We start from the raw sequence: 24,001 nt of genomic DNA, 5'->3' as shown, positions 1-24,001 counted from the left end.
AGAATACAACCACGCCTATTGCATCTGAGCATCCTAAACAAGTCACAAATCTTAGGAGCTATAAAATTTATAGTTCCCGGAAATCCTGCTAAAGTAACAATTTCAGTTTAAAAATCCCAGAGAAAGACAAATTTACCCATTCACTAACCTATGAATGAAGTTGATTTAGCATTTACCCCAGCACTAGAGTTGGCGCAATTAATTCGTCGCCGGGAAATATCACCGCTAGAGTTGGTAGAAATATATTTAGAACGAATTGGGCAATTAAATCCTCAATTAGGAAGTTATTTTACGGTAACGGCAGAATTAGCGATCGCAGATGCCAAAGCCAAAACAGAATTATTAACAACTACCTCAGAACTACCGCCATTTTTTGGCGTGCCGATTTCCATTAAAGACCTCAATGCTGTAGCAGATGTTACCTGTACTTATGGAAATCCAGCATTACTGAACAATATCCCTAATTATGATGATGGGGTTGTAACGCGGATTAAGCAAGCTGGATTTACTATTCTTGGTAAAACAGCCACTTCCGAATTAGGTTCTTTTCCCTACAGTGAACCTATGGGTTTTCCCCCAGCGAGAAATCCGTGGAATTTAGAATACACCCCTGGCGGTTCCAGTGGTGGCGCGGCGGCGGCGGTAGCAGCAGGACTGTGTGCGATCGCTCAAGGTTCTGATGGCGGTGGTTCAATTCGGGGGCCTGCGGCTTGTTGTGGTTTGGTGGGAATTAAACCATCTAGGGGCAGAGTGAGTAAAGCACCCGTAGGCGAACGCCTCGCTGGAATTGCCGTCAACGGCCCGATCGCCCGGACTGTTGCTGATGCTGCTGCCCTTTTGGATGCCATATCTGGTTACATGACAGGCGATCCTTACTGGTTGCCAGATCCCGAACCATCATTTCTCGCTGCAACTGGGACAAAACTTGGCGCTTTGCGAATTGCTTTTGACACTAGCATTTCTCCATTGGGAGAAGCTGACGCGAACTGTCAGCAAGGTGTCCGCCAAACAGTCCAGTTATTAGAAAAACTCGGCCACCACGTTGAACAGAAATCCCCAGATTTTAGTGGTTTAGTTGAACCATTTCAAATCGTTTGGCAAGCTGGGGTAGCCGCATCGGGACTTCCTGCTGAAGCCTTGCAGCCATTGAATCGCTGGCTATTTGCACGTACAGGTTCCGTTGGAGAATACTTGCAAGCAGTTTCCCAAATGCAGGTAGTGGCACGTCAAATTGTGGCGTTTTTCGATACCGTGGATGTGCTGGTATTGCCAGTTTATTTACATTCACCTATCCGCGTTGGGGAATGGGCTTCGCTGAGTCCAGAAGAGACATTCCAAAATATTATTGAATGGGTTGCCCCTTGTCCGCCTGCGAATGCAACTGGACAACCTGCGATCGCTATTCCTGTCGGCTTTGATAGTAAGGGTTTACCCATCAGTGTGCAGCTAATTGGTAAACCTGCCGCTGAAGCTACAATCATCAGCCTAGCAGCACAATTAGAAGCGGCTAATCCTTGGATTGATCGCCGTCCAGCCTTTGCAATATCAGGCTGATCGTGCAAGCATCCCTGGAACAACTTTCGCAAATTATCGTGTTTGCAAGTTTAGAAACAGCAGACAAAGTAAATTTGCAACCTTACACTCAGGTGCAAGGCTATCGCCAAGGAGAGATTATTTTCCATGAAGGCGATCGCTTACCAGCAAAACTCTACGCTGTTGTCAGTGGATCGATTCAAGTTACTAAAACAGCAACAACAGGGAAAGAAACGATTCTTCGTGCCTTAGCTGCTGGGGAAATTTTTGCTGCTCCTGCTTTGTTAGGAAATGGAATTTCTCCGGCAACTGTTACTGCTGAATCTGATTGTGAAATCCTGACTGTAGAGCGAGATGCTTTATTAAAAGCTATTGGAGAAAACCCTGAAATCGCCTTACGAATGCTGATGGTTTTTAATAGTCGGATTCAGCAATTACATGAAACAGTCCACGGATTAGTTTCTGAAAGAGCGATTGTTCGCCTTGCGAGATTGATTAAATATTTTGCTGTTGAATCGGGAACTGAATTTAGTCCACAAGGCGAGTGTTTAAAAGTCAAATTATCTTATTATCGGATGGCTCGAAATAGCGGCATTACTTACGAAGAATGCGTGCGATTAATTAAAAGTCTCAAGTCAGTAATTGCTTATCGCCGGGGTGGGACGATTACGATCCTTAATGCTGAGAAATTGGATGCGATCGCATCTGGAGATATAGATTAGTAGTGGCGCACATCTGTGCGCCACTACACGCTAGGGACAGCAATTCAGACTGTTACAGCTGCTCTATCTTGTTCGCGTGCAGCAACAACTAGAACTAGACATAGAGCTGCGATCGCTTTTTGCCATTCCTGCCGAACTTGTGCATCTTCGACACCTTCAAACATACCTATCAAGCGGGGAATAGAAGCTTCTAAAGCCGGACGAGGTACTGGACGGTGCAACTCAACTAAATGAGTTAGACTTTCTTGATTATGGAGAAAACCAATTACCCATGTTGTTGTGTGATCGGGACTATCAGGAACCCGCTTGACTCCCAACTCATTTTTTAGCCAGTTGTAAAAAGGTGGTAATTCCTTAGCTAAAACTCCTCCTGCTGTGGGTAAAGTTTCCTTAAGTAAATTGATATCTAAGCTGTTTAATTCTTGTTGCAATCCAGGCGAATTGAGAACTTCAGTTAAAGGTTTCGATAGTATTTCTTCCAACTGAGTTTCAGAAAAACTTAAATTTTGAGCAAAAGTTAAAAGTAGCGATCGCATTTTTTCAGACTCCATAAATAACTAATTATTCTCTGTAAGTTTCTCAGAAAGGGTGAGAACAAATGTCAAGTTTTCTTCAATTTTTAAAGCATCAGGTGCATTATTAGGTATCAAGACAAAAACACCAAGTAATAGTATTTTGGGATTATGAACTGTAAAGAAAGGCTGATAATCCTCCAAGCTGAATTTTGCCCACTGAAATAACTTATCTGTGGTTATTCGTCCACCAAGACGCAGATGTTTTTTGCCTGCTGCGCTAAAACTTCATGTGCTGTAGCTGTTTGGAAATTGAGGATAGTGTTGGTCATGTCTGTGACCCTCTGAACTTGTCTTACACTCAATTTCTCAGTAATTTATGATATTGTCTCTGAGGTAGCTCATAGAAGCAGTATTACTTTGCTGTCCATTCGTGGTCAAGGATAGCGTAAAGAAAGTTGTCGTACCATCTGCCTTTGATTAACTCTTTTTCCCGCAGATGACCTTCACGACGCATACCAATTTTTTCTAATACCTTTACAGAAGCAACATTCTCTGAAACACACCAAGACCAGATACGATGCATTCTCAATTCTTCAAAGCCAAACTTTAAAATTGCCTGTGCTGCTTCTGTTGCATAACCGTGTCCCCAATATTGAGTATTTAGTTCATAGCCGATATTTGCTTCCCGCATTTCCGAGTCATTTACACGGATACCACAATTGCCAATCAGCCGATTTTCTTTCTTAAGGATAATAGCTAACTGAAACTTAGTCCGAGGTTGTTCTTTTTGCTGATCGAGAAACATCTGGATAAACTCGCAAACATCGTTCTGTGTGCGTTGTGTCCAGTAGTTATAACGCAAATACAAAGGATCTGATTGATAGGCAAAAACCGCCTGCCAGTCTGTTTCTACAAAGTCACGCATTAGCAAGCGGTGTGTTTCTAATATCATGTCTTTTTTTATAGGCAACTTCTACCACATCTACCTTAGCCAGTGGAATAATTGGCGTTGCTAAATTCAGGTATCAAAATGATTTGGCATGATTTCACAATCTTTGTAAAAACGTTATATGGCAACATCTTTACACCCAGATTCATACATTGAATTAGCAACGCCAAATAATTAAGTTGCCCGATCAATTTTTTGCACTTCTTCGTCAGATAGTTTCACGTTGATAGCACGTGTTGAATCTTCAATACTGGAAACCTTGCTAGCACCAGGAATAGGCAAAATAGCGGGCGACTTGGAACGCAACCACGCTAGAACGATATTATACACCGACACGCCTTTTTCTTTAGCTAATTTAGCGATCGCAGAAATATCCTGCAAATCCTGATGGCGACGCCTACCACCAAAGGGACTCCAAGGTAAAAAGGTCAATCCTTGCTGTTCGCAATATTTTAATACGCCATCATTTTCTGGCTGTCGTTGCCAAGGGCTGTATTGATTCTGCACCGAGACAATATCCACCACATCCCGCGCCCGTTTAATTTGTTCAACGGAAAAGTTAGAAACTCCCACAAACCGAATCAAACCAGCCTCTACTGCTTCTTTAACTGCTGCAAGGGATTCTTCAATAGTGTAATTAGTATCGGGAGAATGATATTGCCAAACATCGATGGGTTTAGTACCGCCCAAAGCCTCAAAACTGGCTCGAATTGTTTGGCGCAAATGTTCTGGATTGCCGTTGCTTGTCCAGTTGCCATTGGGACGCATCAACCCGCCCTTAGTGGCTACAATCACTTGGCTAACATCGCCTTTGTAACTACTAATTGCTTTGTGAATTAGCTGCTCATTGTGGTGCTTATCGGACTCATCTTTGCAGTAAGAATCGGCAGTGTCAATAAATGTAATACCCAAATCCAAGGCACGATGAATAACTTGGATTGATTCCGATTCAGGAGGACGATTAGCAATTGACATGGGCATACCACCCAAACCAATCGCACTCACAAAGATACCAGTTTTTCCTAGCTGTTTAGTTTCCATGATTCTAGCTATAGCTTTCTGCCCCAATTATCTATCAGTTAGTTATTCATCATAAATCCTCCCTAGTACTTAGACTTGAGGATAAGTGAATTTAATTTTTCTTCCTGCTAAATGTGAAAATACCACGTTATTTGACAGACAACCCTCATTTACTCTAAAAAAATGTTTTAAAAGTGGTCATCTGTAATTTTAGGCACTTCTAGATCCCCCTAACCCCCCTTAAAAAGGGGGAAACCGGAATCAGAGTTCCCCTTAAAAAGGGGAACTCAAGGGGATCTAAAACGTTTTGTTACCGACTAAAGAACTTTTAAAATATTCTGTAATTTCGACCTAATAATTATTAATATGAGATTTAATATTTAATTTTTTGAAAGTCATATTTGATTGTGGTCTTGGTGAATTTAATTATTATTGATGATTACCAATATTTAGAGCCGTTTGCTATGTTAGCATACGAGGAATAGTTGCGAACGACTAGAGTAATATATTAAGATTTACGCCCGTCAAACGGACGTAAATATCATTAGACAATTATGCTGGCTAAATTATTGCCTCTAAATTTTTAGAAAATTTAGAAGTTTAATTAATAGCCCTCAATAGTATAACCAGCAGATTGAACCATCTGTTTAATTGACTCTTCAGAAGCCGCAGCATCTACAGTTACAGTTTTAGCATCAACGTTTACATCTACTTTGGCATCAGATTCCATAGTCAGAATAGTTTTAGTTATTTTCTTGGCGCACTCATCACCTTTAATATCTGGAACTTTCAATTTAATTGCCATTACTTACCTCATTACGTAAACTGAAATTTACATTTAGAAAATATAATATCAATTTTAAGAGTGAGCGCACATCTTACTTGAGTTAGGGAATTGAGCATGACAGAAATAGTAACAAATAATAGTTATACCTAAATCATTATTGACAAATTATTTAAATAGCAAAATCAAAAAAATACTAAACTATATAAAGTTATTTATGAGAATGCACTTAGTATTACTAACTTATCAAAAACCGCTTGTTTAGTTTCTTCTGAAGACTCCGCCAGACATTCCCCTGTTTTTCTAGGCATTGCTGTTCGACGTAGTTGTTCTTATAGCACTACCGGATCGTACAAGCGTATATGCGTAATTTACGAAATCTTCTTATCTGTAGTTTTTAATTTATTGTATGCTTCAGATACTTTTGCCCAACATTTGAAGTACATATAGATTCAAAAAACAGCTATCTTGCGGCATAAATATACTGCGGGTTCCTAACAAAGACTTTCAGCGACACAATTATGATAAAAGTGTTAGACACTGCTAATTTGGGTATTTACGCTAGAGACTGCTTCACATTGCGAGTAGGAACGATTTCTGAAATGTACCAGTAGTTGGAATGCGATCGCTAGAAGCAACGAAAAAATTAGTATTTATCTTTTGATTTATTTTCCAATCTCTATGACGAACTATGACCCTCGAAGTAAAACTCGCTAACGCTTCTCTAGGAGACGCTACGCATAGCTTGCTTACGCTATCGGTGGCGCGACTTCAGCATCCTGAAGTCATCTTACTCATAAACACAACCTAGTTAACTACAAATACCCACTTTGTCAGTTTGTCTAATTGAGATATGTTTGGTAAATAAAATAAGTAGCCTACATCATCGGCTGCTATTCCACACTTGACATAAAGCATTGTGAGTGCAAAACGTCTGCCAGAAACCATTGCCCATGTCAGAATTACCCGCCAATCCTGGCAACATGGCTTCCTTGAGGGTGAAGTGAGTGCGGGTGAGTTTGAGTGGCATTTCCAGTGGCATTTTCGTCGGGGAGAACTTGCCGTCAAGCCATCCCAAGGTCGCGCCTTAATCAAAGAACCTCTGGGTCGATTCTTAGAGCAACAAGATTACCAGCTAGAGCCTGGAGGAGACTATGCTTTTACGATTCGGGCGGAACTTTAAAAGTTTGGAGTTATTCAATTTTGGATTCTGGATTGAAGAAAAAAGTGTTCGACTGAGTGCTCATGCCGAAGTCTAAAATCTAAAATTGGCTGGTTGCTGATTCAGTGAGGCGATTTAAGTATCTTTCGATTAAAAGGATGGCAACAATGTCATCTATGGGTCTTGGAGGCTGTCGTAGACCCTGTGGCAATAGCTTGATTAGCCCTTTAGGCGGGAACATTTGCCAATAGCGATCGCGTGCTTCTAAGGTTGTGTAGCGCTCATCCACTAAAATAATACTCAACGGTTCTGTCAATTCTTGATATAATCTCTGTCTCCACTGTTTGGCTGTAGTTTGGTCGCCCATGACCATCAAAGAGATCGGAAACCTTTGGCGGAGTGTCTCAATGCTAGCGATCGCCTCTTTTGCTAACACGACTTGATGATAATACAGTTGCCGATCCAGTCCCATCACCCCTAAACCACACTTATCTCGACCTGGATCAAACCCCAAGATGACTGGTTGCGTTGGTGAAAATTCACGGAAATTCATAATTAATTAAAAATTAAAAATGTTCGCATAGTATCTGCTAAATAAAAAATGCAGCTACAGCAACTATTTTGGCTGCTGTTCAATATGTTTAAATCTTACTAATAACAGTGTGCAAATAATTTTTTAAGTACTAAAAATAATTTTTCCGTTAACTATTGCCACCAATTTTACTCTCAATGGCCCGGCTGTATAAGTATCCTCTGCTGCGATCGCTTTGATCTCTAAAAGTTGATTATACTGTCTTAATTGGCTGACAAAGCGCAGAAAAGTCCCCTCTACTTGCACATTTTCGACAATTCCGGCATTACGGGCACGAAATTGGGAAGCAGAAATCAGTATTTCTAGCCGCTGCTGTAACTGATAAGATGTCATGGTTTTGGAATCAGCAGTAGTTGTGGCTAACACCGCGCCTCCGGAAAAAACCAGTTGATTCTGGGCTGTATCCGCGAAAAATTCTATCTGCTTTTCTCCCCTAACGTAATTACCAGCAGAGAAAATTCGCACGACGTATTCTTTACCATCGCCAATCTGCTTGCTCAATTGATCGACCCTATCCTCGGTCACGCGCAGCAGCTCTAAATTTGCCGGATTTGCACCAGGCTCGCTTAATTCGAGGTTGGCGTTGCGATTGGCTTCTTGTAAAAGTTGTATCACTGCCTGACGAGCAGCGGCAGGTTGAGTAACACGAATTACAGCAGCGGACAGAACTTGACCGCGAACTAAGGCCAGCTTACCCAAACGCAGGTCGCGGTAGGACTGATAATATTTTTCCAGCCTGGCAACTTCCTGTTCTAGTTCCTCCTGTTGTGCTTCCAATTCTTTGAGGCGCGATTCCCGTTTGGCAATCACTTGCTCTCGTGTTGCAACTTCTACATTACGTTTTTGAATTAGTTGATCCAGTTGGGCAATTTTTTGATCGCGCGCTTCTATGCCTTCTTGACGGTTAGCAAGTTCGCGATCGCGTTTTTCAATTGCTGTTTTAGCTTCGTCAATGGCTTTTTTCGCTTCCGCATACAGTCTTTGACGTTCTGTTTTCAGTAGTTCAACTGCCGCCTGTAGTTCCTTTCTCTGGTCGTAAACGCTTTGCAATTCAGCTATGGCTTTTTGGTATTGAGTTACCACCCGATCTAGCTGACCTTGAGTGCGTTGGAGTTGAGTTTGGGTTTGGGCTTGTTGACTAATTGTGCGGTTCAACTGGGCTTGCGTTTCCCTCTGTTTGGCATTTGCCGCCTGTAAGGATTGATTAATTGCCTGCAAGTCTTGTTGTGCTTTTGCTTGGGCAATTCTTGCTTGGTTTAGTTCACCCTCTACCTGACTTTTCTGGGTTTCTGCGGTTTTTAGCTGTTCCCGCTTCTGTCTGAGGTCTGTTTGAATATCCTCTAACTCAAAGACTCCTTTTCGCAAGCCTTCGTCGGCAGCGAATAAAATCCCTAGAGTTGATGCTGAAATCAAACCACCAGTAAAAATTGTTACTAGTACGGCGGTGTTTTTCGGACGTAGCTTAAAAAGTGAGAGGCGGGCTTTGCCAACTCGTGTGCCGATGCGATCGCCCACGGTGGCAATTACGCCTCCCAGAATCAAAATTGCTGCGATGAGGATGTATCCGGTGGTCATCTTTAGCTACCGAAATCCTTCCTGATACAGCCTACTACTTTTAAGCATTGTCTGGAAAGAAGTGGAAATTGGCAATAGCTGAAATTATTCAATTTTAGATTTACCTCTAGCTATTAGTGTCATTTTTCAAAATAGAACACGCGCCGATTCCCCTTTCTCCAATTGTTTTTATGTGAACTGCCTACTTAAGGTAACAGGTTTATGCACAGTAATCTTCTTTTTGTGGATAGAAATCATTTTTTTCTCACGCAAATCTCCCAGTAGCCTAGTAACGGTAACACGAGTTGAACCAATTGCCTCTGCGATCGCTTGATGCGATAATTTCAAATCAATTGTGATCCCATCTGCACAAGGAACGCCAAAATCCCGACAAAGAATTAACAAAAAACTCACCAACCTAGAACCCATATCTCGGTGGGCGAGAGTTTCAATCATCATCTCTGTTTGTAAAATTCGCGAAGACAGACCTCGCAGCATTAACATTGATAATTCTGGATTTTCCTTGAGTGCTACCTCGACCTGTTCAATTGGTGCCGACAGTAATTCCGCAGGCGTAAATGCAACCGCATGGTAAAACCGATCCGACTTATTTCCTGTCAGCAATGACAATACACCAAAAACACTATTTTCCCGCAGCAACGCTACCGTTATTTCCTCTCCTGCCTCGTACACCCTGGAAAGTTTAACAGCACCTTTCAAAAGAAAATAAACTCGTTCGGCAGGATCGCCAGGAAAAAAGATCGTTTTATTGCGTTCAAACGTTTCCACAACTGGCGGAAACGCCCCGGTCGCCATCTGACGAAAAACATTTGCTAGGGCTTTATCTTGTGTCACGATCATCTCCCTTCCCCTACCCAATGCCGGAAAAACAAAAACTGATTACCTAAGAATACACCCGAAAAATGAATAAAGCACCGTCAACCTTTCTGTACTTTCCTATACTCAAACTAATCTCTTCATAACTCTTTGTTTATAATGATACATAATTGTTGATCCTTTCAGCTACTAATTGTTGATAAGTAGTTCCAATAGCTATATTCAAAAGGTTTTTTGAAGAACAAATAAAGATATCTTGAGAATATCTTTATAAAAAATCAAGATTTTTGTCACAGCAAACACCCTTAGCAATATTCATTTTTGTCAACCCTGTATAAAACAAAGACAAAACGTGCCTCGGATTCTAGTATGCTCCTAATGATCGATCGCATTAACAATTTATATGCTAAATCTGACTGGAAAAAATGCCCTTGTTACAGGTATTGCCAATAACCGCTCGATCGCTTGGGGCATCGCCCAACAACTGCACAAAGCCGGAGCAAACCTGGGTATTACCTACCTGCCGGATGAACGCGGCAAGATGGAGAAAAAAGTTGCGGAGTTGGTTGAACCTCTTAACCCCAGCTTATTTCTTCCTTGTAATGTCCAAGATGAAGACCAAATAAAATCTACCTTTGAGACAATCCGCGAACAATGGGGAAAGCTAGATATCCTCATCCATTGTCTAGCCTTTGCCAGCAAAGACGATTTAACTGGAGATTTTAGCCAAACCTCTCGTTCTGGCTTCAACACCGCCTTAGAAATTAGTACCTACTCGCTGGTGCAGTTAAGTGGTGCAGCCAAACCTTTAATGACAGAGGGAGGTAGTATCGTCACCCTGACATATTTAGGTGGTGTTAGGGCAATCCCCAACTACAACGTTATGGGAATTGCCAAAGCGGGGTTAGAAATGAGTGTGCGTTACCTAGCTGCTGAACTAGGACCACAAAATATCCGCGTGAATGCCATCTCCGCAGGCCCCATCCGTACTTTGGCATCTTCAGCAGTGGGTGGGATTTTGGATATGATTCATCATGTAGAAGAAGTAGCTCCCCTACGACGCACCGTCACTCAGTTAGAAGTGGGCAACGCTGCGGCTTTCTTGTGTAGTGATTTGTCCAGTGGGATTACCGGACAAATTCTATATGTAGATGCAGGATATGAAATTATGGGAATGTGACACGATAAAGTTAGGAGTTAAGAGTTATGAGTTAAAAGTTAAAAATTTATAACTCTTAACTCATAACTCCTAACTCTTTTCATTCCCCATGCAAACAACCAATCGCCAAGTTAATTCAAACTACGATCGCTTAACTGAAACCCCTCGGATTGCCACTGTTCACCGCACCACTGGTGAAACTAATGTGCAAGTTACCATCAACCTGGATGGTAGAGGAACTTGCACAGCAGCAACAGGTATTCCGTTTTTGGATCACATGTTACATCAAATTGCCTCGCACGGGCTGATTGATATAGATGTCCAAGCCAAGGGAGACTGGGAAATTGACGATCATCACACCAACGAAGATGTAGGCATTACTTTAGGGCAAGCTTTTAACCAAGCACTAGGCGACAGAAAAGGTATTGTCCGCTTTGGTAATTTTCTTGCACCACTGGATGAAGCCTTAGTTCAGGTAGCGCTAGACTTTTCTGGACGGCCTCACCTCAGCTATGGCTTGCAAATTCCTACTCACCGGGTAGGAACCTATGACACCCAACTGGTGCGAGAATTTTTTGTGGCACTGGTGAACCATAGTCAAATGACACTGCACATTCGACAATTGGATGGCATTAATTCCCATCACATCATTGAAGCGACATTTAAAGCTTTTGCAAGAGCAACACGCCTGGCAGTGGAAATTGACCCCCGACGTGCTGGCTTAATTCCCAGTTCTAAGGGAGTTCTATAAAAGGAGTCAAATTGGGCATTGGGGATTGGGCATTGAAAAGAAACAGAGGTGCAAAGGGGCAAAGGGAATAAAACTTACTACAACTTCTCTTCTCCTCCTCTGCTCCTCTGCTCCCTAGTCACTGAGCGTAGCCGAGTACTGCTCCCCTGCTTCCCTGCCTCCCCTGCTCCCTTGCTTCTTCCCCAGTCCCCCATTTCGGATAATTGACACACGAGTTGTTGATGGTTATTATCAGCCTACCGGGTAATTTTTAATTAATGCCAAGCTGATAAATAGTGATTTAACCGAGATGAAGTCTGTTGCAGATGACTCTAATTCTCAACTTAATACGATAGACATTCCACCAGTAGTCCTAACTTCTGAGTTGCGAAAAGTATATCGCACTGGTTTTTGGCTAAATCAAAAAGTCGTATCTCTCAAAAACTGTTCTTTAACGGTTTACAAAGGCGAAACCTTTGGATTGCTAGGGCCAAATGGTGCTGGGAAAACTACCCTTTTAAAATTATTGCTGGGAATTATTCATCCCACTTCTGGACGCGGATCGTTGTTGGGTAAGCCAATAGGCGATCGCAGTGTTAAGCAACATATCGGCTATCTGCCGGAAAATCCCTATTTGTATGACTATCTCACTGGTTGGGAATTTTTACAGCTTGCTGCTGGGTTATTTCAAATTCCCCAAAGTGTTCAACGCCAACGCATTCCCCAACTGCTGGAATTAGTGGGTTTATCCCAAACCGATGCCCGCAAAAAGCTGCTGCGTCGCTATTCCAAAGGAATGCTACAACGTGTTGGTATGGCACAGGCATTAATTAATGAGCCAGATTTAGTTTTTCTGGATGAACCAATGTCTGGTCTCGATCCGGTGGGACGCTACCAAATGCGAGAAATTATCCTGGCGCTTAAAGCTGCTGGTAAGACGATTTTTTTCAACAGCCACGTTCTTAGTGAAGTAGAACAGATTTGCGATCGCATTGCCATCCTCGCTCAAGGTGAATTAATTTGCTCTGGTTCCCTCAATGAACTCTTAGGCGTAAATGACACATATCAAGTAAAAGGTCAAGGTGGTGACTGGGAAATTCTCAAAAAATGGATACCCACTCTCATATTTGAGCCTGATGGTTCTTGGCACGGTACACTACAAGATGATTACTATGATTTTCTTGCCAGTCTTCGTCTTATGGAAGGTAAAATTATCGCCATTAACTTGTCACGTCAATCCCTAGAAGAATTTTTTATTCAACAGATCCAAAGAAAAAACAACCCCTTGAATTAGTCTTGTTGCCTAATAGTAAATTGTCGACTGGCTTGAAGAACAAAACCCAAAATTCTGCCTTTTTGAGTTCTCTTTGCCAACGCAATCCACAAAAAAGAAAATTCCGACATTTTTTCAAGGTTATTTGTATTTATTTAATGAACTTGTTCCTAATTTTAGTATTCCCTTACTACTCATGGCAGATTTTAAATGTCATCAAATTAACTTTGACAAGAAAAATTTATTCGTGACTACTTTATTGTTAGCTAACAGACAATTTCTTGTAGAAACTGGGTTTATTTGCGTAAATCCTATATTTTTTGATATTGCTCTATTCAAGCAACATTAACTTTAAGCTAACTTCACTAAAAATTTAACTTCAATAAACAAATTTCCTCCGGAAAATCACACTTTTCTAGGAAAATAAGAGTGTCGGGGAACATGAATACTTAGGTATAGTCAAAATAAAAATGTTTAGACAGTACTTTATTGATCGTAGTTTCAGAGTCTCAGGTAAATATGCTTAACAAAAGTTTGTCTAAATTCCTAATTCAGCCAGCTGTAGGTATGGCTTTGTTAACTGCTGTCAATGCCGCTATGTCATCTGCCAGTCTAGCTCAGGGACAACCATTACCACCAACTACACAACCACCAATCACACAAACACAATTAGATACTAATTATTCATTAGGAGGCGGCGATCTCATTCGTGTAAATGTATTTGAAGTACCTGAATATACGGGTGAATACCAAATTCCCCCAGGTGGAGCAATCAACCTACCTTTAATTGGCAGTGTGTCGGTACTAGGGCTAACAACTGAACAAGCTTCTGACGAAATAGCTAGAAGATATGCTCGCTTCCTCAAACGCCCCTTAATCTCAGTCAATCTCTTGTCTCCTCGTCCTATAAATATTTTTGTTGCTGGAGAGGTGACACGTCCTGGAGCTTACACTCTAAACTTGAGCGGAGGCGCCGGGAACAATCCAGGCGTACAATACCCCACTGTATTAGCCGCATTAACAACAGCGCAGGGGGTGACTTTAGCTGCGGATGTGACTCAAGTTCAATTACGGCGTAGAATAGGACGTTCTTCAGAGCAAGCTGTCACCCTCAATTTGAAAGAACTCATTCAAACAGGCAAGTTATCGCAGGATATTACCTTGCGGGATGGAGACACTATAGTTGTGCCAACAGCAACCAACTTCAACGTGGCAGAATCTCGCAATATATTTGCATCCAACTTTGCCGCCAGTCAAACCACACCCCGCACAGTAACAATTATTGGTGAAGTTAACCGTCCTGGTTCGTATCTTGTCACCCCAGCCAACACAGATGCACAAGGGGGCACAACCACTAATAGTGGTAGTACCACTCCCAATGGTTTACCAAATGTGACACGGGTAATTCAATTAGCTGGCGGAATTACAGCACAAGCTGATGTGCGTAATCTCAAGCTACGCCGACCTACAAGAACTGGCTCAGAACAATCTATAGATATTAATCTTTGGCAACTCTTACAGAGTGGTGATGCCAATCAAGACATCATTGTGCAAGACGGAGATACAATTGTTATTCCGACGGCAACTGAAATTAACCCCGCAGAAGCGACTCAATTAGCTACCACTACTTTATCTCCTACACGGATTCAGGTTGGTGTGGTTGGCGAAGTTAAAAAACCAGGTCTAACAGACGTTCAACCAAATAGCTCTTTAAATCAAGCTATACTTGCTGCCGGCGGATTTAATGATGCCAGAGCTAGTAGTAGTGCTGTTGATTTGATTCGCCTCAACCCTAATGGTTCTGTCACTAAACGTATAGTAAAAGTGGATTTCTCCGCTGGGATTAATGAGCAAACTAATCCCATACTCCGCAATAATGACGTTGTAGTAGTCAACCGATCTGGTTCAGCTAAGACTGGCGATACCGTCAACACCATAACTGGACCTTTAGGCGTTATCTTTAATCTTTTGAACTTATTCGGACTCTAGTTTAAAAGATAGATGCAAATTGGGGACGTTCGCCAACCCTCTTCGTCCCTAAAATTGCACTATCCTTTAATCAAAAGCAAGTTACACATAACAAACGCTTCACAAGACATCGCTTCTTCCAAATTGCGTTTTATAGATGCTGTGATACTAGTTAGGATAAGTCTGCTATAAATACTCTTACAGCTGCTCTCTTGTGATTTGCCAATATAAGCTATCTGACCACTTTTATATATCCGTCATTATAATAATTTTAAGTAATATTACTCATAGAAAAATACTGTAAACTTTAAAACTCTCACTGTAAATTCATAACGTGCATTGATAGGCTTTTGAAATCTCTATTGTAGGTACTCAGATTTCTTATGATAATGAGAATATTTTATAAAGCAGATTCCGTAAATACTAGTTCATAACTGATTTTTAGTCATTCATTGATTCTTATTATCATAAGAATTATTTAAGTAAATCAACTAATTGATGACAGATATACTATTTTAACCACAGATACCGCGTATACACAGTAGAATGATGTCGAATTGGAAATGACGCCATTTGTACGGGTGCTTGGTGTTCAGGAATAGGGTAACTCTGGATACTGATATTTTTATTCAGTGATTTTATCAGATGTTTGCGATTTTTTGGAACACAAGCTCAAAAGGTGGTTCAGCCATATTTACGCGAAAATGCGCAGGTTTAAACTTATAAAACCGTGTATAAACTTACAAGTGGCAGTGATACGACCGTATCCAATACTGGGTTATTAACTAAGGCTAGAGTTACTAACCGTTAACGATTGAGTTTTTGCAACATACCCTATTTTTTCCCTATGATGATTCATGGTTTCGGTTTTCTCAGTTTGAGCGCATCTCTTGTACTTCCCTGGGCATTAACAGGTCTGGTTCAAGGACAGAGAATAACAGAGTCTTTCTTTAAAGATATTCCTCAGCCATCCACAATTCAGGAAATACCACTACCTAGCCGCAAGCTGATCAGTGGTATTTCAACTGGGACAACATACTATGTTAGTGGTAACGGAAACGACAGAAATAGCGGACTCTCTACCTCATCCGCTTTTAGGACACTTCAAAGGGCAGCAAACCTTACTAATCCTAGCGACACGGTACTTATTATGAACGGGCAATACAAGAATGGGCCCAAAAACGGTGCTGTACTAGGTATTAAACGTTCTGGAACTGCAAATGCATGGATTAAATATAAAGCATATCCTGGGCATTTTCCAAAAATTCAACACAATACATGGAATGGTATCTCGATTTCAAATGGAGCTTCATATATCGAGATTAACGGCCTGGAGGTTATAGGCAACAATGCTAATATCACCCGTTCTTATGCCTTAAGTCAAAAATATAACAAATCAAATCCGCTTACTAACGGAAATTGCATAAGCATTGAAGGAGGAAACAAAGGCCGTTCTCATCACATAAATATTTTGAACAACAAAGTTCATGATTGTGGAGGAGCAGGTATCTCAGCAGTCCAAGCTGATTATGTGAAAGTGGATAATAACACTGTTTTCAATAACTCTTGGTACACAGTTTATGGTTGTAGTGGCATTTCCATGCTTAATAATTGGAGTTCTGACAACAACCAGGGATACAAGATATTTGTGACCAATAACAGGAGCTACAACAATCGAATGTACGTTCCTTGGATTGAAGCCGGAAAGATCACAGACGGTAATGGCATTATTGTTGATGTTTCAAAAGGATATAGAGGACGGATTTTAATTGCGAACAATCTTACCTACAATAATGGCGGTTCAGGTATTCATTCCCATGATAGTCAGCATATCGATATTATCAACAACACGGCATATTTGAATCAGCAAAGTTCAGATGTTAAAAAAAAGGCAAAGGGCGAAATTTATGCTGGTTATTCGTCTGATGTCAAAATTTTCAATAACATTATGTATCCTTCCCCTGGCAATGCTGCGAATAGCAACATGAAAAACGTCAACGTCAATTATAACTACAATGTTTATCGCAATAATTCGACGATCAAGATTACAGGATCTAAGGATATGATTGCAGATCCACAGTTTGTTAATCCCTCGGCTGGTGACTTTAGATTGAAATCAACAAGTCCGGCAATTAATAGTGGTTTAAAGTGGAGTAGTTTGAAAACCGATTTTATAGGCAATCCTCGTATGTCCGGTTATGCACCTGATAGAGGAGCATACGAAAATCGGTAGTAGTTAAAAGTATGGCATCGGGTTGTAGGATAAAGTTCTTATTGATATATAGCTTTGTCTACAACCCAATTGGAGAAGCCCAGCAAGAGCTACGAAGGAAAACAGTGAAGATATATTTTATCCGATCTAGGAGCGCTATATAAATAATTTTCAGTCCGGTTAATTACTTATTATTTAAAACTTCTTGCGTCTTGGCATCAGTTTTTATTAATAAATATTTATCCGGACTTGATGTAGCTCCTAAAATAGTTTTTTAGAAGCTTTATTTCTTCGCCAGTCCCTTAAGCTCTTTTTTCAATTCTCTTGGGTTAAAATATTCGTGAGAATGATATCGATAACTACTAGATTCATTTTTATCAATGACTCCATTGACTACTAAACCTAGAACGTTGTAATTGGATCTCTCTAATATCTCTTGAGCAGCATTAGCACTGTTGAAATCAATTACTCCGGGTCGGGCTACTAACAAAATACCATCAGTCATTTGGCTTAAAGTCAAAGCATCGGCTGCCAAAAGCAGTGGAGGAGCATCAATAATTACAAAGTCATATTTATACTGGGATGAGAAACTATCAATGAGTGATGCCATCCGTTTTGAGTCAAGCAAAGCAAGTGGGTTGGGAGGCCTAACTCCAGCAGTTAAAACATCAAGGTTGTCCATTACCTTAGATACAGCAATGTTAAATTCAGCCTGACCTACGAGAACCTCACTCAAACCAACTTCATTGGTTAGTTGCCAGAGATGATGTTGAGAAGGAACTCGCATATCTGCATCTATTAGTAAAACTTGACGTCCTAGTTGAGCGATCGCTGCTGCCAAATTAGCTGAAACTGTAGACTTGCCTTCTTTAGGAATTGCACTAGTTATTACAATGGTTTTAAGCAATTTATCTGAACTTAAGAATTTCAGATTTGCTTGAATCATCCGGTATATTTCACTCGTTAAAGAGTGTGGAGTATCCCTGACGGCAACTATTTGAGACGTTGATTCTGCATTTGAATTACGGGAACGAAGCTTTTTAACAGACAAAGGAACAATTCCTAGCAAAGTATATCCGAATACATCTCTAATTTCTTTAAGTGTTTTTAGAGATCTATCTCTCATCGCGAGAAACAGTACAGTTGTGGTAGCAAAAAACAAACCGAACATGACTCCTAGCACCAAAACAATAATTGTTTTGGTTAATGTAGGATCTTCAGGCACTAAAGCCTGAGCAATAATTCGAGAACTAGGGGTATTTGTATTTTCAACTAACTGTAATTCTTGAACCTTTTTCAATAGAGTTTGATAGGTCGATTCTGCAACTTCAACTTTCCGTTCTAACTCCCGTTGGTTTTGTGCCAACTGGGGTATAAGTTTCACCCGCTGTTCATAGCTGGCACGAGAATTATATAGAGAGGAGAGTCTTTGAGTTAAGCCAAAACGTTGTATTTCTGATTGCAGAAAGTTTTGTATCAGGCTTTGTCTGAGTTCTCCAATCTGCAATAGGCTCTGGGGAACTTGTGTTTGATTGCCAATAGTCTGACCAACTTGCTGTTGGAGGAGAGATTTTAAATTCGCTTTTTTTGCTTCTAGGTTAATAATTATAGGATTGTCATCTAGAAAACGGCTGCGCTCAACCGCTAACTGCCGATCGGTCTCTTGGAGTTGTGTAAGAATTCCCTGTACTGCTGGTGACTGACTAAGGGCACTCACAGCGATCGCTTCCTGAGAATTTAGTTCTACTTTCTGTCGTAGTTCATTGGTTTGGGCATTTACCTCATCCAGTTGAGCCTTGACAGTATTCATCTCATTGTCTAGATTTCCAATAGTCGCAACAGCTGACCTTGTCTCTTCGGATAAATCTGCAATCCGATGCTTTTGTTTAAATATACGTAGCGCTACTTCTGCATTATTAACAGCAGCTTGAGTTGTAGGTAGTTGTTTGGCCATAAACTGACGAGTCGCTCCTGCTTCAGAGCGATTTGTCAAAATATCATTTTCTAAATAAAACCTCATAATTGTGTTGACTACTGCCGCTGCTTCTTCAGGCTCGTGACTTTTATAACTAATACGCAATACATCTGTCCCACCAATAATTTTTAGGTTCAGGGCTTTTTGTAGTGCTTTCACCTCCAGAGGTTCACCTTCCTTGTCTTTGAGTTGTAGTTTGTCTATTGTCCGTTGCAATAAAGCTGGGGAAGAAATAACTTCTATCTGACTGCTTATGGGATTTTGAGTTGCTACCAATGGTTTCAAATCTCCTGAGTCTCCTCCTTCAGATGCACCAGGGGAAAGATTATTGCCCGCTACTTTAAAACTGGGAACTCTGAATAACAGTTTTCCTTCTGCTTCATAGTCTGGCTTCAGAAATTGTGTAGATATAGCACTCAGAATAACTGTCGCCACAAATATACTGAAAGCAGGCAACCACCACCGTTTCAATATCAATAAGTAACGATTAAGGTCTAAATCAATAGATTCTCTAGATTCCATAGATTTTTCTGACATAAATCTTCCAAAGTACAGGTCTTAAGCAAGAAACTCAAAATTGACTTATAACAGTCACAAACCAGTGCAATTGACAATACTGATTATGTATAATTTTACAATATAAAATATACTATAGACGAATACGGTTCAGTTAAAGCTTAACTCTTTATCGAAATCTTTTTTTAACGAATTGCCAAAAACGCAAGAAGTGCTTAAATGAAATGTATTATAGTACATATTTAAGTGAAAAATTTAGTTTCCATTGAGTGCAAATGTGTAACGGTTGTGTGTGTACCTTTATTACTAGGATTTCAGGTGAGTTAACTACGTCCTAACTATAACTGCCTTCCCATAAATCAACTTTTTAGTAACAATAGGTTAAATTAAAAGTTGTTTGCATTAGCCATCAACCCCTAATATTGATTCAATTTTATTTCTGGATTATCAAAGACTTGATTTTTTACTTGAATTTTATACGGCTATATTCTTTGTCAGATCAACTATTTTAGCCAAAGCCCAAATTTCAAAATCAAGTAAAAAACTCGATCTTTAGTCAGTTTGTAATTTTTGACTATAAACATCTACTCATTACTCAACTCACTTACTTAATATAGTAATTCTGAAAATTAAAGTAGTTACCTACTTTGCCAAACTTTATCGTAAGCATCTAATAGTTTTGGAGCTTGATATTGCCATTCAAGAATCTCCTCCATTCTGCGCCGCCCCTCAGCTCCGATCTTTCGTCTGCGTTCAGGAGAATCTAGAAGTTCCAAAATTTTGTCGGCAAATTCTACCTCGTCGTTAGGCTTGGCATAAAGAGATGCTTCTTGTGCAGAACGTCTTCCCTCTCGCAAATCAAACTGGACAATTGCTTTTCCCATTGCCATGTATTCAAGGATTTTATTCATGGTGCAGTTTTCGTTATAAGCAGATGTTGGAGAAGGTTCTACACACACGTCGCAGCTGGAAAGCCGCTCTAATAGTTCTTCACCTTGCTTAAACCCTGTAAATTCTACAAACTCATTCACTTCTAATTCTTTAGATAAGTCCTTGAGCTTTTCTGCCATAGGGCCACTACCAATTAGCATAAAGTGAATATCAGAGCGATTTTTTTTGTGGACAATGTAATATACCATTCTTAAGAGATAATCAATACCCTCTGGTTCTCCCATAACACCCATGTAACCTATCAAGTAGTTTCTACCTCTGCGGTAATTGGGGTTTGGAGGCATTCGGCGAAAGCGCGAAAGGTCCGGCGCACTACGAACTACAAATACTTTCTCTGGTTTCTTGTGCCCACGCTTAAGAGCCACCTCTCGGTGTGACTCGTTGGTTGAAATTACCATGTCTGCTGTGGCATAGGTTAAGCGTTCAGCCCAACGTAATCCATAATAAAAAATATCGCGCCGACGATACTTAGCTTCATACATTTCTGGACTGAGGTCATGATGATCGAAGATAATAGATATACCATGAAATAATTTAAACCATGTTGCTACTAAGAAAAGTAAATCGGGGGGATTACAAATATGTATGACATCAAAACCACGCTCTCGCCATACCCTTTGAGCTAGACGGAATTGCCAGTTAATGGCCCAGCTGTACTCTCGGAGATAGCCAATGACAGAACTTTCTTCCGGTGGTAGAGGATGACGGTAAATGTGAATCTGCTCAATAATTTCGTAATCTTTATCAAAGCCATTGCCTGTAGGTGAAATTACGCTAACTTCATACCCAGCTTTTTGCAAAGTAGTTGCTTCCATCCATACCCGTCTATCAAAGGGAACTGGAAGATTTTCAACGATAATTAGTACTTTCTTTGGTGATGCCATAATAATTTCAATTTTTAATTAGTTTCATAAGTAATTATTCACTCGGCAAAATGGTCGAAACCCTAAATTTATGGGTATAGGTAGGGGAAATGTGAAAGGCTACTTTAGTAAAACACTCAGTTGTCAAGTCTAAAATATACCTTATTTATGGAACTTATATTCATATTTGGCGAAACTGGATTAAATAATAAATATACATATACACATCATGATAGCTATCAGTTTTGCTGTTATTAGCTGGTTACAATTATATTGATTAATCATCTGATTTTTACATTCTGACTGAGAGAGATGCCGCCACATACAGTATCCAAGTCAAACTATTTGATTCCATTAAGTTAGACTCAGTAAGGCTAGATAAAAGTATATATGTCATGTGGATAAGTGGCCAAATATCAAATGCTGTTTTGCTACTACGCACCCAAGTAAATCCTTGCAGATAATTGCGCCAAAATCCAAAAAAGAAGACTCCTAAGCCTAAAAGACCCAAATCTAGGCAAAGAGCCAGATAACCATTGTGGGGGTGGTTTGGCGTCCATCCAGCTGCAAGCCAAATATCGGCAGATTCGCCATTCCATCCTTGCCAGAATCCACCATAACCGTAACCAAGCCAAGGATGTTTCCAAATCTTATCAATTACTAATGGCCACAACTCTGTTCGACCCGTCAGTGTCGCATCTTTACCAATTGCACTGAACAGGACATTCGCGTCACTAGACAACCAAAAATATAAGCTTTGGCTGATAGTAGCTATCATTATTAGGGTTGGTACCATGAACTGGTAAGACCAACGCCAAATTTGAAAAGCAAAAAATGTCAATATTATGATTAATAGGTTAACTAAAGATGAACCGGAAGCAGAAAGCCGTAAGAGTAGTAGTGACAAGCCAAACGCTGCCCAAAAAAGCCAACTACGTCTTTGAGTTTGATAACCAAGCATAAAAAAAGTCATACTACTCGTTACCATTCTTGCTCCCAGACCATTTTTGTGCGTGAATACTCCACGCCACTTTGAGCCATCCAAATCACTCTGTATTCCGTATTTAGGCAAAGCTATGGCAAAAACAAAACTGAGTATTATAATAATTGCAAAGTTCCAAGCAAGTAAATGTAACTGCTGTTTTATGTTATATCGCGAAGCAAAATATAGTCCAAATAAACTGGAATTAATGAGGGAAAAACTATTTTTTAATGTTGTTGATGGTTCAAAAGACCAAATAATAGAAACAGCTGACAATAAAATTAAAGAATAAAGCCAAAAGTCTTTCCTAAGGAAATAAAGAGTTTTCTTCCAACGCAGAACTAGTAGTATTAAGGTAACTAGGTAGATTAAAGAATAAATAATCCGAATCAAAGAGCTATCATATTCTACTAAATCACTCTGTCCGGCTCCTCCTGACAGTACGACAACAAAAATTGCCCCTGAATACATCAGCAAGCTCACAATTGTGAATACCTGTTCAGCAAAAATTAGTATTTTCCTCATAATAAATTAACTAATATTTATTGTGCATATTCAGTTCTTTATAATAAACTTGAGCTGTTTGAGCGGCAATATTTGACCAATTTAAATCTTCCTGACAACGAGCTAATGCCGCAGTTTGCATACGTTGTTGCAAATCGCGATCGCTTAACAAATAAATAATGGCATCAGCTAAAGATTGAACATCACAAGGTGGAACTAACAACCCATCTTTTTTATGCTGAATTATCTCACTTAATCCCCCTACTTCAGAGGCTACAACCAAGGTTCCCATCCCATAAGATAAGGCTGCCACTCCACTTTGAGAGGCTTCTATGTATGGTAGAACTGTTACCGTACTGCGTTGAAATAGATTACTTACTTCTTCAAGGGGGATAAAGTCATTGATAATTTCGTAGCGTTTCTCATCATAACCATTAGGGAAATATTGTTTTATATTTTCTCCCCGTCCAGCGATAATCAGTTTGACTTGAGGTATACGTTCAGTAATTAAAGGCATAGCCTGAAGTAAATATTTCAATCCTTTGTAAGGCCAGATGCGGCCAAAAAATAGTAGCGTATTTGGATCGCGAGTCTGACTATTCTGCTTACCCCGACGCTGATACAAACTACCAAGTTCCCCATGTGGTAAAACATTGACTCGCTCTTGAGGTATACGAAATTGTTCAGTTAGAATCTTTTTTAGTTGATGAGTATGGACAATCAATTGTTGGGAACGATAGAAGGCAATACGCCTGGTATACTCTGAACCGAATACAGCCATGCTATCTCCTGGGTGACGGAATATGTCGTGGATAGTTGTCACCAATGGCGGCATTTTGTTGAGCAACAAAGTCCAATCATACCAAGGATCGTTAGTTTCTTGCACATGCAAGATATCCGGCTGTATGTCTTTGATAATACGCATCATTGCGTACATTGACAATAGGTTGCGTGGGTCGCGAATCCGCGGTTTTTTAAAGCTAATTACGCGGATACTGGGATTAAGAACATTGTTACAGGCATTTGATAGTTTTTCCGGGTGAATTAGCGTTAAATCAACATGTTTAACCAGACTGTTTGCTAATTCAATGGTGTAATCTTCAAAACTAAAATGTAATAAAGCAACTTTAATCATAATTAAAATTATATCCTTTCTCTTGGATTATTTAATCAGTTTTTATGAGTTAATGATAATAATTT

19 protein-coding genes are annotated in these 24,001 nt (G+C 40.2%); 8 read left to right on the top strand and 11 right to left on the bottom strand.

Annotated elements, in window-relative coordinates; all coding sequences use genetic code 11:
• Positions 1-150 precede the first annotated feature (150 nt).
• Positions 151-1,554, top strand: a complete 1,404-nt coding sequence (locus AC1F2U_RS11660) for an amidase (protein WP_480261280.1) — start codon at positions 151-153, stop codon at positions 1,552-1,554.
• 2 nt (positions 1,555-1,556) lie between these two features.
• On the top strand, positions 1,557-2,255 hold the full coding sequence (locus AC1F2U_RS11655) for a Crp/Fnr family transcriptional regulator (protein ID WP_480261279.1): 699 nt from the start codon (positions 1,557-1,559) through the stop codon (positions 2,253-2,255).
• A gap of 44 nt (positions 2,256-2,299) precedes the next feature.
• Here AC1F2U_RS11655 and AC1F2U_RS11650 read toward each other — a convergent pair whose 3' ends face one another.
• From AC1F2U_RS11650 to AC1F2U_RS11635, 4 genes are all read right to left on the bottom strand, one after another.
• Positions 2,300-2,791, bottom strand: coding sequence for a hypothetical protein (locus AC1F2U_RS11650; protein ID WP_480261329.1), 492 nt, complete (start codon positions 2,789-2,791; stop codon positions 2,300-2,302).
• 391 nt (positions 2,792-3,182) lie between these two features.
• Positions 3,183-3,722 carry a GNAT family N-acetyltransferase gene (locus tag AC1F2U_RS11645; RefSeq protein WP_480261278.1) on the bottom strand — a complete coding sequence of 180 codons (540 nt, stop codon included), beginning with the start codon at positions 3,720-3,722 and terminating at the stop codon, positions 3,183-3,185.
• A gap of 171 nt (positions 3,723-3,893) precedes the next feature.
• Positions 3,894-4,760: an aldo/keto reductase gene (locus AC1F2U_RS11640; protein ID WP_480261277.1), complete on the bottom strand. Its 867-nt coding sequence runs from the start codon at positions 4,758-4,760 to the stop codon at positions 3,894-3,896.
• Between the two features lie 583 nt (positions 4,761-5,343).
• Positions 5,344-5,544: a heavy-metal-associated domain-containing protein gene (locus AC1F2U_RS11635; RefSeq protein ID WP_480261276.1), complete on the bottom strand. Its 201-nt coding sequence runs from the start codon at positions 5,542-5,544 to the stop codon at positions 5,344-5,346.
• Positions 5,545-6,442: 898 nt separating this feature from the next.
• Here AC1F2U_RS11635 and AC1F2U_RS11630 point away from each other — a divergent pair.
• The gene (locus AC1F2U_RS11630) at positions 6,443-6,706 is read left to right on the top strand and encodes a DUF3146 family protein (protein WP_069070640.1); all 264 of its coding nucleotides are present in this window, start codon (positions 6,443-6,445) and stop codon (positions 6,704-6,706) included.
• Between the two features lie 79 nt (positions 6,707-6,785).
• Here AC1F2U_RS11630 and AC1F2U_RS11625 read toward each other — a convergent pair whose 3' ends face one another.
• From AC1F2U_RS11625 to ntcA, 3 genes are all read right to left on the bottom strand, one after another.
• Positions 6,786-7,238, bottom strand: a complete 453-nt coding sequence (locus AC1F2U_RS11625) for a RuvC family protein (RefSeq protein WP_322671733.1) — start codon at positions 7,236-7,238, stop codon at positions 6,786-6,788.
• A gap of 123 nt (positions 7,239-7,361) precedes the next feature.
• Positions 7,362-8,852, bottom strand: coding sequence for a DUF3084 domain-containing protein (locus tag AC1F2U_RS11620; protein ID WP_480261275.1), 1,491 nt, complete (start codon positions 8,850-8,852; stop codon positions 7,362-7,364).
• Between the two features lie 168 nt (positions 8,853-9,020).
• Positions 9,021-9,692, bottom strand: coding sequence for a global nitrogen regulator NtcA (gene ntcA / locus AC1F2U_RS11615; RefSeq protein ID WP_322678644.1), 672 nt, complete (start codon positions 9,690-9,692; stop codon positions 9,021-9,023).
• Between the two features lie 379 nt (positions 9,693-10,071).
• Between ntcA and fabI the strand changes: the two genes are divergently transcribed.
• The 5 genes from fabI (at position 10,072) to AC1F2U_RS11590 (ending at position 17,031) form a co-directional block, all read left to right on the top strand.
• The gene (gene fabI, locus AC1F2U_RS11610; protein ID WP_094347372.1) at positions 10,072-10,848 is read left to right on the top strand and encodes an enoyl-ACP reductase FabI; all 777 of its coding nucleotides are present in this window, start codon (positions 10,072-10,074) and stop codon (positions 10,846-10,848) included.
• A gap of 88 nt (positions 10,849-10,936) precedes the next feature.
• Positions 10,937-11,578: an imidazoleglycerol-phosphate dehydratase HisB gene (gene hisB, locus AC1F2U_RS11605; RefSeq protein WP_480261274.1), complete on the top strand. Its 642-nt coding sequence runs from the start codon at positions 10,937-10,939 to the stop codon at positions 11,576-11,578.
• Positions 11,579-11,867: 289 nt separating this feature from the next.
• Complete coding sequence (locus tag AC1F2U_RS11600) at positions 11,868-12,851, top strand: ABC transporter ATP-binding protein (protein ID WP_480261273.1); 984 nt, start codon at positions 11,868-11,870, stop codon at positions 12,849-12,851.
• Positions 12,852-13,349: 498 nt separating this feature from the next.
• A complete protein-coding gene (locus tag AC1F2U_RS11595; RefSeq protein WP_480261272.1) occupies positions 13,350-14,819 on the top strand; it encodes a polysaccharide biosynthesis/export family protein in 1,470 nt (489 codons plus the stop codon).
• A gap of 826 nt (positions 14,820-15,645) precedes the next feature.
• Positions 15,646-17,031 carry a choice-of-anchor Q domain-containing protein gene (locus AC1F2U_RS11590; protein ID WP_480261271.1) on the top strand — a complete coding sequence of 462 codons (1,386 nt, stop codon included), beginning with the start codon at positions 15,646-15,648 and terminating at the stop codon, positions 17,029-17,031.
• A 262-nt stretch (positions 17,032-17,293) separates the two neighbouring features.
• Here AC1F2U_RS11590 and AC1F2U_RS11585 read toward each other — a convergent pair whose 3' ends face one another.
• From AC1F2U_RS11585 to AC1F2U_RS11570, 4 genes are all read right to left on the bottom strand, one after another.
• The gene (locus tag AC1F2U_RS11585) at positions 17,294-19,522 is read right to left on the bottom strand and encodes a GumC family protein (RefSeq protein ID WP_480261270.1); all 2,229 of its coding nucleotides are present in this window, start codon (positions 19,520-19,522) and stop codon (positions 17,294-17,296) included.
• A 617-nt stretch (positions 19,523-20,139) separates the two neighbouring features.
• Positions 20,140-21,336, bottom strand: a complete 1,197-nt coding sequence (locus AC1F2U_RS11580; RefSeq protein WP_480261269.1) for a glycosyltransferase family 4 protein — start codon at positions 21,334-21,336, stop codon at positions 20,140-20,142.
• Between the two features lie 271 nt (positions 21,337-21,607).
• A complete protein-coding gene (locus tag AC1F2U_RS11575; protein ID WP_480261268.1) occupies positions 21,608-22,780 on the bottom strand; it encodes an O-antigen ligase family protein in 1,173 nt (390 codons plus the stop codon).
• Between the two features lie 52 nt (positions 22,781-22,832).
• Entirely contained in the window at positions 22,833-23,936 is a 1,104-nt protein-coding gene (locus tag AC1F2U_RS11570) for a glycosyltransferase family 4 protein (RefSeq protein WP_480261267.1), read from the bottom strand.
• Positions 23,937-24,001: the final 65 nt, after the last annotated feature.

It is taken from the genome of Nostoc sp. LEGE 12454, assembly GCF_056620565.1.
The sequence above is the reverse complement of the archived record's forward strand: the minus strand, read 5'-3'. Positions and strand labels throughout refer to the sequence as shown.